The following is a 19,352-nucleotide window of genomic DNA, read 5'->3' as shown; positions in this document are numbered from 1 at the left end:
TTGATTATCAGAAATATTTTCATAGTTAGTATTGATAAATCAGGTTGTTAGTTGAACTTCTGGGTTGACTATACATCGATTAACAAAGTCAGTGCAAGCGTTAAAAGTGGCGGGCACTCAGGAAGTGGGCTAAATCATCATTACAAGGCCAAACCACCAGCAAAAAATAGTGAAATAGTAAAAAATATGGGATGAAGTTAAATAGTCAGGCTTAAACGATAAGAATGAGTTGAAGGCATAATATAATGTGGGCTCATGAAGTATTTTTCTAAGTAGCAGAAAGTTGGGAGAGGTACTGCTGAATCATTTTTGCCCCTTGATGTAATACAGGGTGAAAGTCTGATGATTGTACACTTTTTAACTTTACATTTTAGATAGTTATGTTTTCCCATATTATAAATGCTATATTGATGGCATAGCATAAAAGTGCATAATGTGAGCCTAATAATGAAACTTGACCTAATCATCCAAACTGAAGAGCATACCGTCGATATGAAGACGGGACTAGAAACAATATCAGGTGCATCTGAAGCCGTTAGAAGCATTGTCGAAGCAACTGTTACTGATACTGTATCCCAACGCAACACTAGTGCTTCGAAAATTCGCAATAAGATGATGGAATCTTTTGAAGGATCTTATGGCCTTGTATTTGAAGTTGGTACTGAAGATCCTGAGTTGAAAGCCAAGCTAAGAAAAATTGAGACTAAAGTCATGAGTCAAGTTATAGGCTATTTTATTTCTGAAGCGTTGTACCAAGAATCTCCACCATTATCAAATAAAGCAAATCATTTAATATCTTCAATTTCAGAAGAGACTCAAAATCAACTTGTTGAGAAACTGCGACGTAGCCCTCTTCAAAATGCTACATCTGTCCCCAGTTCTTTTGGACACGATGTTCTAATCAGAACACATACAGGAGAATTTGACCGACGCGAGGTGGTAACTATAAGCCAGCAAAGCAGAACTAACCTTACTCCTAGAGAAAATCGCGAAGTTGTTCATTTGAGAGTATGTATAACACGGCTCAACATAAATACTGGTAACGGACGTCTTCTCATTCAAGGCGAAAGTGAAACGGTAGCATTTGGTTTTCCATCTGCGTATAAAGAAGTTCGAGTAGCTGCGAGGAAAAAATTTTCAGAAAACCTAGATAAAAATAATGGAGTTTTATCTGAAAACTGGGAATATATAGATATTACTGCCACCACTCTAAGGCTAAAAAGTGGGCATATCATTAAATATTTGATTTCTGGATTTGAAGTAGCCAATGAAGAATGATTCTTACATTTATATCGCTGCATTTTGTATTTTTTTAGTGATTGGTATATATGCATTGCAATTCCATACTTATGATTTTTCTGATGATGTTGATCATTGGAATCAATTCGGTGGTTATGTCGGTGGCGTTTTAGGGCCGTTACTTAGCTTTATCTCGTTAGTAATGCTTATTAAATCTTTGAACTTGCAGAATGAATCAAATGCAACTCTTCGTGAGGAATCGCGCTTAAATATCAAAAATGAAAAGCTACGATCATTTGAGACTCACTTCTTTAACTTATTAGGCTCTCAGAGAGAGTCTTTTGAGTATTTCAGGTTAACATTTGATAATCAGTCGTACTCTGGCGTTGAAGCCGTACGCAAACTTGAAGAGAAAGTTGTTGAACTGAGAAATGTAAATGCTACTGATGACGAAATAAAATCAATGATTTGCGAAGCAGATAGTGAAGAAAAACTGTTTAACACTCAACGCGTTTTTTACATTATCACTAAAACAATCGTACAGAAGCTTTCTGATGAAAACGGTTTTACAGTAGAAGAACGCAAGTCCCAGATGGAAACAATGATAAACTTCACAGAGTTTTCTATGCTACGGTTAGTTCTCATAAGCATGCAGTTTATGAATTATAAATCATCTCGTTTAATGCGTGATACAGAAGAGCTAGTAGCAGTCTTGTCTGACCTCAAGCTTCCAATAGATTCGTACTAAAAATGCAACCTTGATCTCCTCTAGCACACCTATAGACAAAAGCGTGCTAGATTCCCAACTCCAGTTCTTGAACTTTTCTGAAGGTTTCGTTTTAAACGCCGTTGCAGCTATGCTACATCCGCGTGATTTGACTTATTATATTCTCCGAACATGAACCGCTTGTGCTTTTCATGTTCACCCATTGACATGACGTAAAAAAGAAAATCTTTATTTTTCTTATCTGACTTGGATATCAAGTCAGATATTAGCTGTAAACAATGTCGCTGAGAGCTAGTTAGTGATGATTTAACTTCATCTAAATCGCTAAGCTTTAGGCTGTTGATGAACGTGAAATAATTTTTAAATAGACCACATAACACATCTGAAACTTGTACCTCAAGATATGAGCTTGAGTCAACAAATTCATAATTAACACTACTAAGCTCTTTATCAAAACCCTCATATTTTTCGAAGCATTTTTGAATTTCAAATTCATTATCTAATATATGCTTTGATCCATTAAAGAGTTTTATTCTTTGGTCGTAAAAGACCGAAAAACCATCAATTAATGATCCCGCTTTATGGTCATAAACAAGAAAATACTCTTCAATATTACGGCACATATCGAATAGCTTTGAAAGACTCAATAAGCTAAATGAAGTTCTTTTGTCTACAATTTTCCTCGCCCTTGCCTCTGGCCTAGAGTATTTTTTTGCTAATTTATTTAGTCCTTTATTAAAAGAAGTTGCATCTTTAGGTTTTATTTTGGGATAACCATATTTTGATAGCAAGCTAAGAAAATTAGATTTATCCATTTTCAATAGCTCATATAGTGCATCTTTATGATAATCAAGGTAAGGCCTCTTTCCACCAGCATATGAGTAGTTTAAACCACCATATTTATCTACATGTTCACAACAATCATCAATGATATCTACTAAAGACCAATACTCCATATTAATGTTGTCATAATGAATATAATAATCACTTTTAAGCAACCACTCTAAAATAACAACCAGCTTTGCAGATTTAAGGTTATCTAGAAATCCACCTTTTGCAACCTGTTTGAACTTCAACTCTTTGGCCGTTGGAGGAAGCTTAAGAGCATTTAAAAGTTCTTTAATATCACTTTCTGCAACATCACCTTCATGCACTATTCCTGCAAGAACAAAGCACGGCGATGGGTTAGAGTGTGAGTCCGTATTAAACCTTTTTCCTTTGAGGAAAAGCTTGCGAATATTATTGGATTCATCATAAAAAAATGTATAACTCATTCATAAAACTCCTTGGACAATAAAATGTTTATTAGTGCGCATGCGCGTTTTCGAACCTATTATCAAACCGTTACGGATTGTATGTCGTTGATTTTAAATGATGTTGAATGATGTGTGTTGGGATGTCGCGCACGAATATGGTTCTCAATATCCTTAAAAGTAAGCGTGCTAAGGTATGCTGTATACCTATCCAGATTAGGACTGCTACACAGCGAAGTGCAAATAGGTGATATTTTGTAGGGCAATTCGCTCTTAAACTACCAAATGAACAAACGAGTGTTAGTAAGCTTTGGGGCAAAGGCTTGATAGAGCAATCTACCAGATCTGTTTACATCGTTATTTCAACTCTGATAGATTTAGTTCAGACTAATCCACATAATCGATATGAGATTTTAGATTAATATATACACTATTTTTGCTGGTGGCTTTATACTGTATTAGAGATGGATTTACCAGATGTCTTCTCTATCTTGCTAAGGCCATAAATCAAGTTCTGGTTGTTACGAGCATTATCAGGCAAGGACAAATAAGTTTTTCGCATACGGTTAACTTGTCTATTCATCTGCCGAAAATCTGACTCACGATAAGCTTCAAACCACTTGCTTATTTGGTTTTCGATAGTCTTAAGCTGCTTAGCCTCGGCAATAACTTCTTCAGCTTTTTGTCGTTGATATTTCCATTTATCAATCCGTTTTCCACGATTTAATTCATGCGGCTTATAGTCATTGATGGCTATACCACAGATCTGATGAACAGACGCAGTAAAGCTTTCCTTAGCTACAGCGATACATCTTTTACGTTGCAGATCATGGAGCACTTTGTCGTTAATGATTTTGCACAGAATAAGATGAACATGGGGGTTGCTTTGGTCATGCAAGACACACCTGACATGTGAATAGAACTCTTGTTTATCTTGTGGTGATAGCTTCAAATAGTTGGCAACGGCTTTTGAACAGTTGATAGCTATTTGTTTCCATTGCTCAGGTGTCGGCTTACGTTCGAGTGATGGTGGCAGAGATAGCGATAACTCAACAGCGAATGACGAGATAGGCCGTCCACCTTTTCTTTCAATACGTTGCTTAAGTAGATATCTTTCTCCTTTCAGAATGATTTTTTTAGATGTAGTTGCATTTCCGATTAGTGAAATAATCTTGCTATTCTTGTGGCGATGTTGGCTCATAAGATATCTTTCACGCGCAATCATGCCATTTAAACCTTGAACAGGTTTCGCCACCACTACCCAATTTTTCAGTCCGTTATTTTTCATGTCTTTATTTAAATATTAATAAATTAAGTTTAAATAAAAAACGTTATGTCAATCGTAGGATTCAAGATAGGGAAACCCATAGTAAACTTGAGTTTCCCAAATCTTGATGGGGAGAATCCCCATGCCCCTAAAGGTCTTTGAACAGTGCTTCAATAGGCACACCCAATGCTTTGGCGAATGCTATTAATTCAACATCTCGTACTTGTCTAAGCTGAGCTTCAACTTTTGAATAAGTTGATCTGCTCATATCCATACCAGAACTTTGCAGCCTCGCAACCATGACTTCTTGCGTAATGTTTCTGCTCATTCTTATCGACTTGATTGTTTTTCCGACAATATTCTGTTTCATGCTTTGCTCCACTTGCAGAGCAAAATCGTATCCTGTAGCATGCCTTAAATTGCTCCGCTGGCGGAGCAAAAAGAATCATCAAATTGAGGAGTAAGAATGAACAACGTGATTCAACAGGTTCAGATGGTAGATTTAAAGAAAACACTTTTGGCTGCAATGTTAACAAGTGTGTTGGTGGGCTGTGGTAGCGATAGTAATACGGCTACCGATGAAAATAGCGCTACGACGACTATCAAAGCGATTGATGGTTATTTAGTGAATGCCGAAGTCTATGTGGACAGGAATAACAATGGTGAACCGGAAGCAGATGAAAAGTTAGCCTCAAATACTGGGGAGAACGGAGAAATTGCGCTGAGTCGTAGTGACTCACAATATCCTGTTATTGTTCGAGCTATTGCTGGTTCGACCTACGATAAAGATAAGGCTGGGCGCTTAACTGAAACTTTTGAGCTGACGGCTAATGCTGGAGCAACAGTAGTAACGCCTTTCAGCACAGTAGCACGAGCAACTAATATGAGCCTAACTGATTTAGCAGCTAGGCTAAACTTGCCAGAGTCAGTAATTGATAGTGACTACACTGCTACTAATTCCGAAGAAACAATCAACGCACATCTGTACGCACGTTCCATAGCTCAACGGTTAACAGAAGACTCTAGTAGCTTAGACGCTGTATCACTTGAAGCTTCACTAACGCAAATTTCAACCGCGATACAAGGTATCGATGATGCAGACAAAGCCACTAGATACGTCGATAGCAACGGTACAGTACAAAATATGCCACCAGCAATACAAAGCCTTTTCGCGAATAAAACCTTTTATGTTGTCAGTACTAATGAAACACGATTTTCCCGAGACAGCGGTAATTACTCCCGTGCAGAATTCACGGATAATACACTATCTATCAATTCAGGAAGTGCTATCGATGTTAACTATGTTCGTAATGGTTTTATCTTTGAAGAGGGCAGAACAACTGCATATGAAGAAGTTATCTATGCGAGCGGTGAACAACTCATGTTAGTTATTGCCGAACAGGGAGATTTAAACTTGTACACAAGTACAAATATTAGTGCGGGTCTACCGACTGAAAATGCAACTTCAGAGCTATTTGCAGGTACTGGAGGGCAAAAGCTTTATTACTTGTTTGATGATTCATCTAACGCTATCCCACAACCTGCACTCGTTGAATTTGATTTCAATACGGATGGCACAGCTACGGTGCGCGAAGACGGTGAAAGTGAAAGAACCATTTCTTGGTCTATTAGCGATAACAAGCTGAATTTGTTTGGAGATCAAGTAACACCTGCATTTATTACAAACGACATGATTATTGCAACTGTTAGCGGCGATGCGGGTTATCCACATTTGTTTATTAAAGATAGGGATCTTGCCGTTAACTTATTGAACGACTGGAAAAAATAAAACTACCTTTCTAATTCTTAAAAAGCTCGATGCTATCTAATTAATATCGGGCTTTTTTATTTTCTAAATAAATTTACCTGTCAACTGTTGCTTAATCAGTTTTGTTTTATTAATTATTAATTAAATGAAATAAATAAGCTATGAAAAAAGATAATTGCAATTTTATAAAACTAGTAAATAAAGAAATTGATAAGAAAGAGTGGCAAGAAAAAATCGAGACGATAGAAACTACGATAGCTAACAGCTTTGTTGCTATGTGTGTTGAAGCTGAGCTTTGTAGTTATGACGATCTGCAAAAAATAAACACTTTGAAAAGCTACGCCAAGATTCATCTGTTATTCAATAAGTTAGAAAATAAGTTCAATAAAGAAAACCTAGATGTAGATGCGTTAGAAGACATTAATTCATATGCGAAAACTGTCGCCAATCGACTTAAATTTGAGTTGTGTGATTCCCTGAAATTGAGTTTGATGAGGAAAAGCTTTGACCACTTAATAAGTGATTTTTGGGATTGATTGGAATAATCCAGCAATTAATGAAAAATATAGTCTATAGATAACAATAACATAAGTTTTTGGAACAACTTTATTTTCAAAAAACCGACTAAACGCCCCCCTTCGCTCATCTTTTGTGAATAATAAAAATGACTTCATTATTTTTTGCATTAGACGAGCTGGATGGCAAAACGAGTTTCAAATAATCCCGATGACTATCAGGAGCTTACTGTAGCTAACTTGGTTTGGACAATGTTCCAACAAGTCCATGCTACTGAGTCTCTGCATGGTATCAAGTACTGGAAGTCAGGTGGTATTTTGCTTACCCGAACTATTGGGCATGTAGTTATTCTCAATCTTCAGCCAAAGCATATCAAAGCTTTGGTTGATAACGCTATGTCTCAAGATGGAGAGCGACGCCATGTTACGCCAAAAGTGGTGAACAAGGCGATCGCCATCCTGAAAGATATCGCTAAGCAAGATAGGTTTATACCGCTCATTAAAGGCGATCATTTCATCCATCAGTTACAGCCTGTGTCCTATACCAATAACCAGTTACCAAACAGCTTTGTGGCTAAACGAATGAAGGCGCTGAATAAGGATGATTTTAAGGATGGTTCTTTAGGATACGCTATGTGCGCTTATCGCGATAAGTGGTATGGAGTCTCTAGGAAGCAAAGTACGATTGAAGATATCAATAGTACGATCAGAAGTATCCTCCGTTGTACCAATCCAGATAAGCTTTTAACAAAGTTCAATGAAGATGACGTGTTGGCGATCCGTAATAAACTTTCTGGAAAACATGCTACCAATAGCTCAGCAAACAAGGCTCTAAATTACCTAAGAAATATCTCAAGGAATGCTCTGAGCAAAGGGGTAATTAGCGTTGATTTTTGTGGTGACATAAAAAACACACCAAGAGGCACGTCAAAAAACAAAGAGAACTACTTTAAGCGACAAGAGATCGAGAAGATGACAGCTACTGCAACCTCCTTTGAGTCGGATAAGCTTCTATTGCAGATATCTCTTGATACTGGCTGGCGACCTTGTGAAGGTATCTCCATTGGTAGGGATTCTGTTAAGTTTTTCCATGATGAGAGAGGGATAGAGCGAGCCAAAATCACCATTGATTTAGCAAAGGGCGCTAACGGTGATTTATATACATTTCCGAAAGGAAATTTGGAACGTACGATCACTACAAGCGCAACGTGCGTTCCTCTTCTTAAAAGAGCACTGCAATTGTCCAATCGTTATCCTGCAATCAAAGTTAAAAAGCTTGATAAGGACAATAAGCAGGTGCATACCATAACCCGACAATTTCTTTTCGTTAATGCCAGAACTGCACGACCTTGGGAAGTGAGTGCTGACTATACTCGACAGTTTATGAGGCCGTTTTTGAAAGATGCTGGTGTGCCACATCGCGGCCTTAGCTTGACTCGCCATACCTTCGCGACATTGTCTCTTGAAGGTGGGGCAAAACCACGGGTATTGAAGAAGCATATGGGGCATTCTGATAGTTCTAGGGTGCTTGAGACCAATTATGCTCATATCACAGCAAAGATGGAGCAAGAAGCGTGGGAGATCTCTGATGGTATATTCGCCAAGGAGTTTGGGTATGTTCCGCCTCGGCCTAACATTCAGATGAAAATTCGCCCGAGGTTACGATTGGTCTGATACGCTCAGTGTCAACAGCTTAGAGGTGAGTTATCTGTGCTAACTTATTGATGATGAGCAATTTTATAGTTTTTATTTCTCCCATTAAATCAGTTTTATGTAGGAGTTTTGCTGAAGTAGGCAAGGTTTAGATGTTTTTAGTAAAACTTGGCGTGATATAAGGTTCTTTTCATCTTTCAATTGTTGTTAAGTCAGCTTAAGTTAGATAATATCTTTAATATACAAGTGGTTAAGCTAATTTGTGTCATGTGTTACTTTCAGTGATATATGGATGGATTCGAGAATGATAGACGGAATAAACCATATAGAAGCGTTAGGTTTACAGGAGAATAAATGACAATTTGGGGCAAGGTTCAAGAGCATGTAATTGGAGTTTCCGTTGCCGCTAGCTTTACTGTTTTGGGCGGGGTGCTTTTGTGGCAATGGGAGAGCTTTGTTGCAGCTTACATACAACCGCAAATTCAACAATCTTTTGAACGAGATGGATATTTTCGTGAAGAGATTAAAAACGGGCAATTTGTGGTCACAGATGACAATGAGTTTGCTAAAAACGAGGTTATTCCCAGCAAAAATCTAGAAAACCTGAAGAACGATATATTCGCTTCTAAAAAATCAGTTTCAGACTCGAGAGCTAATACTAAAGATATAGTACATGGGTTAAACAAACGATTAGATGGTTTGATTGACGAAAATTTAAAACTGAAAGAACGTTTAGATGAGCTGGAAAGAAAAAATAGTGACTTACGTAACCATATAAATGTTATCTCATCGAAGAAGCTAAAAGTAGAGCTTTTCGTTTCGGAACGCGATGCTGATAAAGGGAAAATAGTTCTTAATCTTTACAATCCGATTATTTCGACAGCACTAGAAAACAATAGTACATATAAGGTTTATGGTTCTAACGGGGACTATGAGCGTTTAACGACCAGAATTGAAGTTTCTACCCATAGTGATCGTTCTAAAGATGCAGCTATTGGGCGTGTTCATCAAGACGATTACCACGACCTTTTTGATGGTGCTACAAGTGGTGCAAGGTATGCGTACATCGCATTAAAGTAAACCCATACAGTTGTTTAGAGTGACAGCTAATCTTTAACTTTTTTTGTTCAGTTAAGTTTAGGGATTACGTCGCTTTTCTTGGGTTTTTTGGTGTTAGTCGCGCCTTAACAAGGTGTTGATACCTATAACAAAAATTATAGTTTGGAGGTCAAATGAATATCAGTAAGATAGTGAAGAATGAAGTAAATTCGATAGTCAGTCTTGGAGAGGCGATAGTTAAACAAGCATCTACAGCGAGAAGCGGACTTGAAGGTAGTGATTTAGCTGAAGTTACTTCTTGGGTAACTAGGGTTGGACAACTGATATTAAGCCTCTACGGTGAGAAAAGTCAGCATTATAAAAATTATACTAGTGCTATAGGAACAGACAATTTCTATGTAATTCACAGTAATTGGCATGCCCATGTATCTCAAGTTCACGGTGTAGCACTAACAGTTAAGCATGATATCGAAAATGACCTTATTTCCAATATAAAAGGATTGTTGCAAGCTGAGATATTCGCAAATTTCTTGGAAATTGGAGAACATCTTTTGAATGAAGGGTACAAAGATGCAGCAGCAGTGACTATTGGAGCTGTTTTAGAAGATGGGTTACGGGAATTGAGCAAAAAAAACGATATCTCTATTGTTAAACCTAATGGTGCGCCCAAAACAATTGAACCTTTAAATACTGAGCTTGCTCAAAACGAAGTGTATTCAAAGTTAGTGCAAAAGCAGGTAACAAGCTTTGCTCATATTCGAAATAAAGCTGCGCATGGTCAATACAATGAATATGACTCCTCACAAGTTGAAATGATGTTGTTGTTTGTACAGGGTTTTTCAGAGAAATATTTAGGCTAAGTAGGTATAACTAATTGATTAAGAGTGATAGTTAACCTTTTGCATTTTTGATTCGATTGGGTTTAGTGATTACGGTGGTTTTGCTTGGGTGTTGTGGTCTTAGCTGTACCATAGCAAGGCGGTAAATGTCTTAATTGGAAGCGGTGGTAGTGATTGAAGAGTTTACAAAAATCCAAGAATGGATACTTACATTTGATGGGCTAAAGTCTATCTTTGGTTTCGTTGGCACATTGTTTAGCGTGTTTATAGGTGCTCTTTTTGCTTATAAATATCAGAATGTAATCGAGAAAAGAAAAGAGATAAAAAACCAAATTTCTTTGTGCCAACAAGCCCTATTTTTTTTGACAGTAGTGCAAGAAAACCTGCATGATTTGAAAAAAGAGTTAGAACCTTACCGTAAGTCTGCATCAACAAAATATGATCTTCCGAAAATCATTAGCTGTCACAACGAAATCCTAGGAAACAGTACTCAGTTAGTTTTTATTTTGCATTCGGAAGACGCTAATATTGTTAATTTACATGCAACTATCGAAAGAGAGTTTAAAAAGTTAGTTGCTATCGTTCTTTTACGTAATTCAGCTTTAGACTGCAACGATAAACAACAAGTTATTAGGCTAACAGAGGAGCTGTATGAGCAATTTGAGCGCTGCTATTGTTTCAATCTGCAAGTAATGGAAGAGTCTCATGTGGTTTTCAAAAAACGTTATGGGAAAGTACCTTTTGTTGCTGGAGTAACAAATGTTGTTAAACGCTAATCCAAAACTCAACAAATTGCTTAAGGGGGATGGTTAATCTCTTGTAACCCTCCCCGAAAACTGACTGCTGGCAACTAGAACTTTTCCGTTTACATTGAAATAAACGGAGAACGCATGATAAAGACATCGCGCTATAGAAACACAAATCGTTAAGCTCTTGAAGGCAATGGAAACACACGTTGTTTTGAACTTGCTATGTGCTTCCCTACTAGTTCGATTAAACAAATACTGGTAGCTGATTTATAATTTCTCCCCGTTTAGCTAAATCAATCGGTTTCCCATATCTTCCATAGGTTATGTTGCTGTTAGCATGACCAACTATCTCTGCTACGAAGTGCTCAGCAATACCCAAGTTCTTTAGCTCATCGATAAATGAATGTCGGAACGAATATGCGGTTGGGCGTTGGTATGCCTTGAATCCAAGGTGCGTAAGCATTTTACCTAATTGGTTGCGATAACCCTTAGACCAGTCATAGTCCGGCTTTGACGGTTTGTAGTTAAATAGAGTGGGCGACCTTCTTTGTCGCTTTTGATGCACAAATTTAAGAAAGCCAAGCTCAATTAGGTGGTGGTGAAGAGGAACTTTTCTTACTGCGTTTTGGTTTTTTACCCGCTGTAATTCTCCTTTGTCCGTCACATCAACATAAACCATATTGCCCGACTCAATTTTGATATCGCTTGTTTTGAGCTGACAAGCTTCAGAAGGGCGCAGACCTTGATACAGCATGAGTAACGTTACCCACTTAAAATCTTCGCTAGAACGCCTATAGAGGGTGCTAGAGAACAGATTCCGTAGCTCCTTACTTGTCCAACGTTGTCGCTCTTCAGAAGCGTGCTTGGTGCTTCTGAACTTTGCCTCGATTTTCTCGGAAGGATTTGATGGTATGTACTCCATAGCGGTACACCACTTCAAAAACTGTTTGGTGGCTGAGAAGTAGTCCTTCGAGGTTTTCGGGCTTTTCCCTGAGCTATCAAGTTTCTCGACATAGAGCGCTAGATTGCGAGAGCTTATATTTTGCAGTGGTGTGCGCTTGCCACCAACAAAAGAAACGAAATGGCTTATGCGTTGGTTGAGTTGATGGACAGTAAGCTTAGTTACTTTTCCTGATTCCTTGCCTTTTATAAAGAGTTCCAGAGCATCCCCAATCATAGTTGAGGTGGTTTGCTTTGCGACATTTGAAGGCAGCGGTGTACCGTGAGCGATCTCCTTTTGTACTACTTGCGTCGTTTTTTTACTTCCGATAGAGGCGATTTCGTAATCGCTGGTTTTGAACTCGTTTGTTCTGACTTCGAAAATGGCGGATTCTAAGTGTTCCTTAAAATGGCGGAATGGTTTAGGGAAATGACGATTTGCTTGTTTTTCGACCAGTATCATCTCTTTAATGAGAGCTGAAATTTTAAGGTTTCTGATGACAGCAGTAGACCGATCTTTGGTCATTAGACTGACTTTTATATCGAAAGGGTAGTCGGCATTTTTAATAAAAGCCTTGGGGAAACATACTCTTGTGTAATAGACTGAATTGGCTAGCTTGATTAGGTACAATTGTCTCACCTCATTGGTTTGGGTGATTTTCAGTACTCTAGATATGAAAAAAGCTCTTGAATAATCAAGAGCTTAAATATGGCGGAGAGATAGGGATTTGAACCCTAGATACGCTACAAACGTATGCCGGTTTTCAAGACCGGTGCTTTCAACCACTCAGCCATCTCTCCGTTGTGGGAGGCATAATATAGAGGTTGTTTTACCTTGTAAACCCCTGAAATCACTGTTTGATGTTTTTTTATTCAAAAGGTGTGAAGTGACGATCTGAACGGATATTTCTTCGCCAGATTGCACTATTTAATAGTTGTTCAGATATAAAAAAGCCCGCCTTATTTCTAAGGCGGGCTTATCAATTTTGGTCGGGATGACACGATTTCATCACGGCGTGCACTGCGTAACACAGTGTCTTCTAACCTATTGTTTATCAAGCTTTTATCTCAGATGGCATTCTGTGATGGTTTGCTAATGTACCACAGAGAGTAACACCAGACGTGTATCCAGCCAAGTGTTTTCCTGACAGTAAATAATGGATAATACCAAGTGGTCACACCTTTATTGACTAGGGTACTTTCTCGATGGTCATTTAATAAACTTGTGCCGATGTGATGTACATCAAGCTCGCACTCAAAAATAGGCGTATGATTACATACCCAACTGTTGGCATAAAGATGAGCAATAATGAAAAAGATAGCACTAGTTTTATTGGTTTGTATTGGTTTTGCAGCAGGTGTTTCGGCACATTCCGGTGGAACTAACAGTGCAGGTTGTCATAAAAACCACAAGACAGGGGATTACCACTGTCACTAGTTTAAGTTACTGATAACAAAATGGCATGGTGCGTCCGTGCCTTTTTTATATGTGGTTTACTAGTCTAAGGGAGGTGTTATGACTACAGAAATAACGACAATAGCAGAGCAGTCATTGAGTCCGGAGGTGACAGGGTTGATTGGAGCGTTAATTGGTGGAGGCTGCACGCTAATAGCGTCTTTGTTAACATTTTGGTATCAAGGGAAACAGGCAGAAAAAGCTGAAGACTTACTTGTCCAAGGAGTGCTGCAAGCGATTCATGACGAAATGAGTGCGCTCATAGAAAGATACAACAAAGCAATTGGTGTTCAAGTTGCTGAGCTTAAAGAGGGGGAGGCATTTCGGTTCTTTTTTACCGTCTCTCATGACTACTTTAGTGCTTTTCACGGAAATAGCTTTCTTATAGGTCGAGTGAAGAACCATAAACTACGAAGTCAGATCGTTAGGGCATACGTGCAAGCGAAAGGAACATTAGACTCTTACCGTATGAACAACGAGTTGCTAAGCAAGTACGAGTTTGCACATAAGATTTGGCAAGAAACAGCGAGTGAAACGCATTTGATGCAAGCCAAGGCACATGAAGAGAGTTTAATAATTTACGCGGCACAGATTAAGCAAGACCATGAATTGCTGATGCGTGATGTTGACGAGCTTCTCAATACACTGAAAGAAGAGGGATTGTTGAGCGAAAAATAATCAGAAACATTTCTCTGAACAAACTTGAGAGGCCATTTATATATGATGGTCTTCTTGGTTTTCCCCCATACCCCCTGCAAAGTTGACCACATACCTTACTTTTTATAAATCAGGTGTACTAATAAATAGCTTTCCGCAGGGACGGAATAAAACTGGAATGATTTAAGGCCACCTATAGGGGGAGCCCGCTAAGCCCGAAGTAATCTGGATAGTACTCCTTGCCCCCACTCAGATCGGTAGACCGAAGGTAGCAGGAACCAAGACCAATACAGATATTAATGACCGAGCTTCTGCTTCTTCCGCTGATACCCTTACCTTCTTCTAGATGTGGTCATCACGTCTGGTAACGAACTAACCAATAGAGCAATGAGTGTATTCAATTAGGTATACCCTAGTGATAACAGTGAGTTGAATACATAAATCGTAGTCAAAAGAGTTGACATTGCATTATGAATACAGATAATCTCCAGCCTCTAGAGCCTAATGAATACAAAATGGATGCAGAATATGAGTAAACAAGCACTAACGCCACTAGCAAAGAAAGTATTAGACATCGCTAACTCAGGTTGTACAGCCAAGGATGGACAAAGAGAGGTCGCGAGATTAGAGCGAGATATTCGGGCGTTAGGAGATAAGAGTGTTACTTATAAGTTTTGTAGGCTCACGGCTGATAGGTTTAATCGCGATACATTTAAAGACCGTTGTGCCGTCCTATCTGCATGTGTTCATGATGCAGAAGTGAGCTTAATGAATACACGAGAGCAGTGCGAAGAGATTGAAGGGGCTTCCCGTAAAGGTAATCATATCGCTTACATGCGGGTATCAAGCGTAGAGCAGAATACAGAACGACAGCTTGCAGACACGGGTATCCAGTTTGATAGGGTGTTCGAAGACAAGTGCTCCGGTGTTACGAAGAGCAGACCTGAACTGGAAGAGTTAAAGAGGTACGCACGGGAACACGACACAATCCATGTCCATAGCATCGACCGCCTTGCTCGCAACCTTCAAGATCTAAGGGACTTAGTTAAAGGCTGGACAAAGCAGGGTATAACCGTTCGTTTCCATAAGGAGAAGCTTGAGTTTGCCGGTGGTCGAGAAGACTCTATTGCAGACATGATGTTGAACATACTAGGAGCTGTTGCTGAGTTTGAACGGTCTATGATAAAGCAGCGTCAGCTAGAGGGTATCGCCAAAGCCAAGGCCAAAGGCGTATATAAAGGAAGGAAGAAGACGGTGGACGAAGCTGCTATCATCGAAGAGTTAAACACCGGAACATCAATGCGTAAGACTGCTGAGAAGCTAGGTGTATCACTGAGCACTGTTCAGAGAACCAAGAAGAAGGCTGGTGTTCAATAACAGCAAGAAGCATAAGCGGCAGGTAGGGTAAACGTAGGGTATGAGTTGTCTTGTTTACTCTGCCATATCATTGGCGCTCTCACTGATAGCTCGCCAGCTACCCAGTGTTTACCTATTCAAATCAATTGACCCCGTATTAAGAACAACCCTTCCATAGCAATAACGACACTCGTTAACGCTGGTTTAAATATTCGCTATTAAAATCAATTGGTTAGCAATTGGTTGTTAATCAAATGTAATTAAGGCCACCTATAAGAACATTATGCCCAAACATTAAGATAAACATTTAGATTCTTAAAGTTCCTACATTAAGTTCAATGGTTCTGTATCAGCAGATATAAACATCACCTAATGCCATACACAAAGTATCTGCACACCTGTCTACATAATGTCAGACAAATCGAGATACTTCAGGCTTCACGACAGACTGAAAGTTCGACAATAAGCAGTTCCTTTCTTCTGTCTATCAACACAAACATACGCAGTTCGACGGCTGCATTCATCAACCAAGTCATCTTCTGACTAGTCTCTTCAGTTCACCGTTCAGCTTGCTTTTATAGTGGGCTACTTGGGGCTGAATGGATGTCGGGTTCTGAAGAGACTACTCACAAGAGGTAAACACTATACTTCCATTAAATGAAACCCTGTTCTTAGGAGCAGACCAGTACCAATACATTGTCTATCGTAAGAAAGGCGTCGATAAACAAACCGGAGAGATTCGTAAAGAAGGCATTCGGTTCTTCCCCAAGCTGTCTCAAGTCGCGGCATGGTTAACAGAACAGACTCTTAAAGGAGAACTGAGGGCAGGAGATGCCATTGACCTTCAGGCGATAGAAGCAGTCAATCAGATGCTAACACGCTTCACTCACGCGGTATCCACCCTTGAAATGACCCTTGCATCTTCTTTTAAATCACTTGAAGTATCGGAGGGAACTAAATGAACAATGAAACGACAGTATTCTATGAGCTTGCTCGTCGTCGGAGTATGAGCAATGAGGCAAAACTTTTTGAAGGATTACTGCTTGGTCGTAGCATTGGTCTTACTGCCACTATCCACAAGATACCGCGTGAAGAGTTATTAGAGATTCTGCTGAAACATTATGAGAACGCTTTAGAAGCTGATGCGCAGGCAAGAAAGGAGCCTTCCGTATGATGTACTACGAATCTGAGCTAGTCATGTATCGTTTCTGTGAAGGTGACAGCATCGAAGACGTTGCTTCTTTCTTCCGGTTACCGCGTAAAGAGGTAGAGGATATCTTAATCAGGAGTTGCCTGAATGGCAGGCTCAATAAGGTCTATGAACCAACGGAGCTTGTAGCATGATAGTAACCAGTACATCACCCGCAACAGAAGGTCAGAAGCAACAGTGGCGCAGACTGCGAATGCAAGAGCGTCACTTCCCACAATCAACAGACATCACGGTAATCAACTAAATGAATACGTATATGAATACGCAACAAGCGAACCTAGTAGCTCATGTTAAGGCCTGCTATCACGATGCATCCTTCGGTGTGACTATCCAAGCTGACGGAACACACATGAGCTTCAACGAGTATGTGGATGTAATCGTATCTAATGCGTCTTTAATCAAGGAGACGGACATCAAGACAACTGAAAGCAAACAAACCCAAGGAGAACACACTATTGGACAATAAAGTTAAACCAACTCAGACACACAAGCTAGTCATTCGTAACGGAGCAGAACTAGAAGCCGCCATTAACAACCCCTTGTATCAGAGTATCTACGAAGACGGTCTCATCTATCGTCAGGAAGTAGAACAAGCTATGGAGCAAGGTATGACTAATAACCCTACATTCGCTCAAAGTAACAGCCACGGATGGTATAGCTCAGGTGAACAGCAGCAGACCTTACTCAATGGCGCTGATGCGTTCTATGACCCTGCATTCCAACAAGAGCTGCGAGATAATCCGTCTCTTGTGGCAGAGCTGACAGGTGTTGAGCCGGAAGAAGTCACTGAGGATACCATTATGAGCGTTATGTCAGACCCACGATGGACTGAGGATAGCCAGACGGGCGCAGACTTTCGCGCAGTATGTACAGAGCTTGCGAGTCAGATCGATGTCCCTGTTGATGCTAATGGTTGGGTAAGTGCCGGAGTATCTGATAGTGAAGGTGACACGGGATTCAACGTCACGAAGGATGATGTATCAGCTTGGGAAGGTTGGCACTAAGTCCGTTGACAACATAGCAGAGGGTAGGGAAACGGAAGGTATAAGCCTGTCTGTCTCTCTCCCTATGTGAATGCTTCTAGATGGGCTAGCGCTTCTTATGCCTAGTCTATCCCTGAATGTATGTGCGCTTGGCTGCTATCCTTTATGTATTAGTGAAAGCTAATTAAAGATCTACGTTACCCTGCCTTATACCAACTGCCACGGTATAACCTCAAGTTCGAATGACAGCTTCTCGATGACGGGCTTAAGCGTCGTTGTTAAGTAATCCTTGCCATATCGCCCGTATGTTTCATTCTCTTCGCTATGACCGAGTATCGCAGCGGTAAACGATTTAGAGATTCCTTGCTGTTTAAGACAATCTGCTACGGTATGTCTGAATGAATGGAATGTCTTTCCATCTTCCTTTGCATCAGGTAATGCTGTGTTTCTGAGGCGCTGAAACCATCTACTAGCCTCCTTTTGATATCCGTCTCTGTTCAGCTTCAGTTCAGAGAATAGGCGTGGACTTTTGATTGATTGGACATACTCGATGAAACCAAGCTTTATAAGCTTACTATGGATAGGTATAGTCCGGTATGAGCTCTTGTTCTTCAAGCGCTGGTCTTCTCGTTCATCCGTGAAGGTAATCGTCCAGATCCCCTCCGTTTCCCTGATATCATTCTTGTATAGCTGACATAGTTCATTCATGCGCGCGCCAGTGTACAAAGCAAGAAGTGGTAACCAGTAATAGTGCTTATGGTATGGCTTCTGTCCTTTATAGAAAGGCTGGTCGAAGAGCTTTGATAGGTCACGATCTGTGAATACCTTACGTTGTTCACTGGCTTTAACCTTCTGCTTCGCTGCGATCTTCAGGAATACATTCTTCTCTGTCAGTTCGTTTAAGACACACCAATCAAAGAAGCCTGTTATGTCTGACAGAGCATAGTTAGCTGTAGCCACTGAGCGAGGCTTGTCGTTAAAGGCTAGTATCTCGTCAATGCTCTTGCCCCTGTACTTACGTATCTTCTGTAGGTTAGACGGAAGCCTCAACATCTTGTCTCTTAACGTCAGTGCATCCGGTCTCTTGTAGCTGTCTATAGGCTTATCACCAAGTATCAATACTGCTAGTTGTAGACTGGTCTGATAACGAAGGAGTGTCTTCGGGTGTAGCTGGTTCGCTTCCTTGAAATGAAGGAACTCTTTGACACACTCTGATAGCTTGTTGCTGGGCTCCTTACTCTGTTCTGTAGGGGTTATGGGGGGAATAGTAGGGGTAGGAGACGTTATAACAGCCTCGGAAGGCATTTGGTCAGCTGTAGACGCAGGGACTTCCTGTACCTTGGGTTTACCTGTGGTAATGCTGACGGTAATACTGTCGGTTTGAACAAGAGTTAACGAGTTTAGACGCTCTATGTGAGCCAGACGCTCCAACTCTTCAGCCTTGCTTTGAGTCCGTTCCTGATGAAGAGCTTCAAGCTTATGCTTTTCAAAGATGATGTCATGCTCAGATGCAAGGAGACGAGCCAAGCGGGTAGCTTCTCGTTTGTCTTTGGTGCCAAGAGACTTCTTAATGTGGACGCCCCGAAAGTGGGGCTTACTATGCTTTGGTATTCTTCTCTGATACCAGTATATATCACCACGACGTATTAAAAACATATCGTGTATCCTCAGTTGTACCACAG

20 protein-coding genes and 1 tRNA gene are annotated in these 19,352 nt (G+C 40.0%); 15 read left to right on the top strand and 6 right to left on the bottom strand.

Features of this window, described 5'->3' with window-relative positions; translation table 11 throughout:
- Window positions 1-447 precede the first annotated feature (447 nt).
- Both PK654_RS10550 and PK654_RS10545 read left to right on the top strand, forming a co-directional pair.
- Complete coding sequence (locus PK654_RS10550) at window positions 448-1,278, top strand: hypothetical protein (protein WP_271695753.1); 831 nt, start codon at window positions 448-450, stop codon at window positions 1,276-1,278.
- Window positions 1,268-1,987: a hypothetical protein gene (locus PK654_RS10545; protein ID WP_271695752.1), complete on the top strand. Its 720-nt coding sequence runs from the start codon at window positions 1,268-1,270 to the stop codon at window positions 1,985-1,987. The genes PK654_RS10550 and PK654_RS10545 overlap by 11 nt, the downstream gene beginning before the upstream one ends.
- Before the next feature lie 107 nt (window positions 1,988-2,094).
- Here PK654_RS10545 and PK654_RS10540 read toward each other — a convergent pair whose 3' ends face one another.
- From PK654_RS10540 to PK654_RS10530, 3 genes are all read right to left on the bottom strand, one after another.
- Window positions 2,095-3,240 carry a DUF3800 domain-containing protein gene (locus PK654_RS10540; protein ID WP_271695751.1) on the bottom strand — a complete coding sequence of 382 codons (1,146 nt, stop codon included), beginning with the start codon at window positions 3,238-3,240 and terminating at the stop codon, window positions 2,095-2,097.
- A 427-nt stretch (window positions 3,241-3,667) separates the two neighbouring features.
- Entirely contained in the window at window positions 3,668-4,507 is an 840-nt protein-coding gene (locus PK654_RS10535) for a hypothetical protein (protein ID WP_271695750.1), read from the bottom strand.
- A gap of 127 nt (window positions 4,508-4,634) precedes the next feature.
- A complete protein-coding gene (locus PK654_RS10530) occupies window positions 4,635-4,856 on the bottom strand; it encodes a helix-turn-helix domain-containing protein (protein ID WP_271695749.1) in 222 nt (73 codons plus the stop codon).
- A gap of 96 nt (window positions 4,857-4,952) precedes the next feature.
- Here PK654_RS10530 and PK654_RS10525 point away from each other — a divergent pair, with 96 nt between their 5' ends.
- From PK654_RS10525 to PK654_RS10500, 6 genes are all read left to right on the top strand, one after another.
- Window positions 4,953-6,275 carry a hypothetical protein gene (locus tag PK654_RS10525; RefSeq protein ID WP_271695748.1) on the top strand — a complete coding sequence of 441 codons (1,323 nt, stop codon included), beginning with the start codon at window positions 4,953-4,955 and terminating at the stop codon, window positions 6,273-6,275.
- Between the two features lie 140 nt (window positions 6,276-6,415).
- Window positions 6,416-6,790, top strand: a complete 375-nt coding sequence (locus tag PK654_RS10520; RefSeq protein WP_271695747.1) for a hypothetical protein — start codon at window positions 6,416-6,418, stop codon at window positions 6,788-6,790.
- Window positions 6,791-6,952: 162 nt separating this feature from the next.
- Window positions 6,953-8,443: a tyrosine-type recombinase/integrase gene (locus PK654_RS10515; protein WP_271695746.1), complete on the top strand. Its 1,491-nt coding sequence runs from the start codon at window positions 6,953-6,955 to the stop codon at window positions 8,441-8,443.
- Between the two features lie 333 nt (window positions 8,444-8,776).
- Window positions 8,777-9,502 carry a hypothetical protein gene (locus PK654_RS10510; protein WP_271695745.1) on the top strand — a complete coding sequence of 242 codons (726 nt, stop codon included), beginning with the start codon at window positions 8,777-8,779 and terminating at the stop codon, window positions 9,500-9,502.
- A 152-nt stretch (window positions 9,503-9,654) separates the two neighbouring features.
- A complete protein-coding gene (locus tag PK654_RS10505; RefSeq protein WP_271695744.1) occupies window positions 9,655-10,341 on the top strand; it encodes a hypothetical protein in 687 nt (228 codons plus the stop codon).
- Between the two features lie 149 nt (window positions 10,342-10,490).
- Window positions 10,491-11,096, top strand: coding sequence for a hypothetical protein (locus tag PK654_RS10500; protein WP_271695743.1), 606 nt, complete (start codon window positions 10,491-10,493; stop codon window positions 11,094-11,096).
- 217 nt (window positions 11,097-11,313) lie between these two features.
- Here the strand turns inward: PK654_RS10500 and PK654_RS10495 are convergent, their stop codons facing one another.
- Window positions 11,314-12,534, bottom strand: a complete 1,221-nt coding sequence (locus PK654_RS10495; protein ID WP_271695742.1) for a site-specific integrase — start codon at window positions 12,532-12,534, stop codon at window positions 11,314-11,316.
- A 184-nt stretch (window positions 12,535-12,718) separates the two neighbouring features.
- A tRNA-Ser gene (locus tag PK654_RS10490) sits at window positions 12,719-12,809 on the bottom strand.
- 508 nt (window positions 12,810-13,317) lie between these two features.
- Here PK654_RS10490 and PK654_RS23030 point away from each other — a divergent pair.
- The 7 genes from PK654_RS23030 to PK654_RS10460 all read left to right on the top strand — a co-directional run bounded on the left by PK654_RS23030 (window position 13,318) and on the right by PK654_RS10460 (window position 17,691).
- Window positions 13,318-13,446, top strand: coding sequence for a YHYH domain-containing protein (locus PK654_RS23030; protein ID WP_443088708.1), 129 nt, complete (start codon window positions 13,318-13,320; stop codon window positions 13,444-13,446).
- Between the two features lie 78 nt (window positions 13,447-13,524).
- Window positions 13,525-14,142 (top strand): hypothetical protein, encoded by a 618-nt coding sequence (locus tag PK654_RS10485; RefSeq protein ID WP_271695741.1) that lies wholly within the window; start codon window positions 13,525-13,527, stop codon window positions 14,140-14,142.
- Between the two features lie 507 nt (window positions 14,143-14,649).
- The gene (locus PK654_RS22970; RefSeq protein WP_333909647.1) at window positions 14,650-15,498 is read left to right on the top strand and encodes a recombinase family protein; all 849 of its coding nucleotides are present in this window, start codon (window positions 14,650-14,652) and stop codon (window positions 15,496-15,498) included.
- 937 nt (window positions 15,499-16,435) lie between these two features.
- On the top strand, window positions 16,436-16,651 hold the full coding sequence (locus tag PK654_RS10475) for a hypothetical protein (RefSeq protein WP_271695740.1): 216 nt from the start codon (window positions 16,436-16,438) through the stop codon (window positions 16,649-16,651).
- A complete protein-coding gene (locus PK654_RS10470; RefSeq protein WP_271695739.1) occupies window positions 16,648-16,821 on the top strand; it encodes a hypothetical protein in 174 nt (57 codons plus the stop codon). Before PK654_RS10475 ends, PK654_RS10470 begins: the two co-directional genes overlap by 4 nt.
- A gap of 122 nt (window positions 16,822-16,943) precedes the next feature.
- Window positions 16,944-17,153, top strand: a complete 210-nt coding sequence (locus PK654_RS10465) for a hypothetical protein (RefSeq protein ID WP_271695738.1) — start codon at window positions 16,944-16,946, stop codon at window positions 17,151-17,153.
- Window positions 17,143-17,691 (top strand): hypothetical protein, encoded by a 549-nt coding sequence (locus tag PK654_RS10460; RefSeq protein WP_271695737.1) that lies wholly within the window; start codon window positions 17,143-17,145, stop codon window positions 17,689-17,691. The genes PK654_RS10465 and PK654_RS10460 overlap by 11 nt, the downstream gene beginning before the upstream one ends.
- Before the next feature lie 186 nt (window positions 17,692-17,877).
- On the opposite strand, the gene PK654_RS10455 is transcribed toward PK654_RS10460, so the two are convergent.
- Entirely contained in the window at window positions 17,878-19,326 is a 1,449-nt protein-coding gene (locus PK654_RS10455; RefSeq protein WP_333909646.1) for a site-specific integrase, read from the bottom strand.
- Window positions 19,327-19,352 lie beyond the last annotated feature (26 nt).

The sequence above is a fragment of the Vibrio sp. SCSIO 43137 genome (genome assembly GCF_028201475.1).
In the GTDB taxonomy this organism is placed as follows: domain Bacteria; phylum Pseudomonadota; class Gammaproteobacteria; order Enterobacterales; family Vibrionaceae; genus Vibrio.
This window is presented reverse-complemented; position numbering and strand designations above follow the sequence as displayed.

Coding starts and splice junctions, on each gene's coding strand:
- PK654_RS10485 (WP_271695741.1), top strand. CDS start 13,525: ATGACTACAGAAATAACGACAATAGCAGAGCAGTCATTGAGTCCGGAG.
- PK654_RS23030 (WP_443088708.1), top strand. CDS start 13,318: ATGAAAAAGATAGCACTAGTTTTATTGGTTTGTATTGGTTTTGCAGCA.
- PK654_RS22970 (WP_333909647.1), top strand. CDS start 14,650: ATGAGTAAACAAGCACTAACGCCACTAGCAAAGAAAGTATTAGACATC.
- PK654_RS10525 (WP_271695748.1), top strand. CDS start 4,953: ATGAACAACGTGATTCAACAGGTTCAGATGGTAGATTTAAAGAAAACA.
- PK654_RS10540 (WP_271695751.1), bottom strand. CDS start 3,240: ATGAGTTATACATTTTTTTATGATGAATCCAATAATATTCGCAAGCTT.
- PK654_RS10510 (WP_271695745.1), top strand. CDS start 8,777: ATGACAATTTGGGGCAAGGTTCAAGAGCATGTAATTGGAGTTTCCGTT.
- PK654_RS10505 (WP_271695744.1), top strand. CDS start 9,655: ATGAATATCAGTAAGATAGTGAAGAATGAAGTAAATTCGATAGTCAGT.
- PK654_RS10475 (WP_271695740.1), top strand. CDS start 16,436: ATGAACAATGAAACGACAGTATTCTATGAGCTTGCTCGTCGTCGGAGT.
- PK654_RS10515 (WP_271695746.1), top strand. CDS start 6,953: ATGGCAAAACGAGTTTCAAATAATCCCGATGACTATCAGGAGCTTACT.
- PK654_RS10535 (WP_271695750.1), bottom strand. CDS start 4,507: ATGAAAAATAACGGACTGAAAAATTGGGTAGTGGTGGCGAAACCTGTT.
- PK654_RS10470 (WP_271695739.1), top strand. CDS start 16,648: ATGATGTACTACGAATCTGAGCTAGTCATGTATCGTTTCTGTGAAGGT.
- PK654_RS10455 (WP_333909646.1), bottom strand. CDS start 19,326: ATGTTTTTAATACGTCGTGGTGATATATACTGGTATCAGAGAAGAATA.
- PK654_RS10545 (WP_271695752.1), top strand. CDS start 1,268: ATGAAGAATGATTCTTACATTTATATCGCTGCATTTTGTATTTTTTTA.
- PK654_RS10550 (WP_271695753.1), top strand. CDS start 448: ATGAAACTTGACCTAATCATCCAAACTGAAGAGCATACCGTCGATATG.
- PK654_RS10465 (WP_271695738.1), top strand. CDS start 16,944: ATGAATACGCAACAAGCGAACCTAGTAGCTCATGTTAAGGCCTGCTAT.
- PK654_RS10520 (WP_271695747.1), top strand. CDS start 6,416: ATGAAAAAAGATAATTGCAATTTTATAAAACTAGTAAATAAAGAAATT.
- PK654_RS10530 (WP_271695749.1), bottom strand. CDS start 4,856: ATGAAACAGAATATTGTCGGAAAAACAATCAAGTCGATAAGAATGAGC.
- PK654_RS10495 (WP_271695742.1), bottom strand. CDS start 12,534: ATGACCAAAGATCGGTCTACTGCTGTCATCAGAAACCTTAAAATTTCA.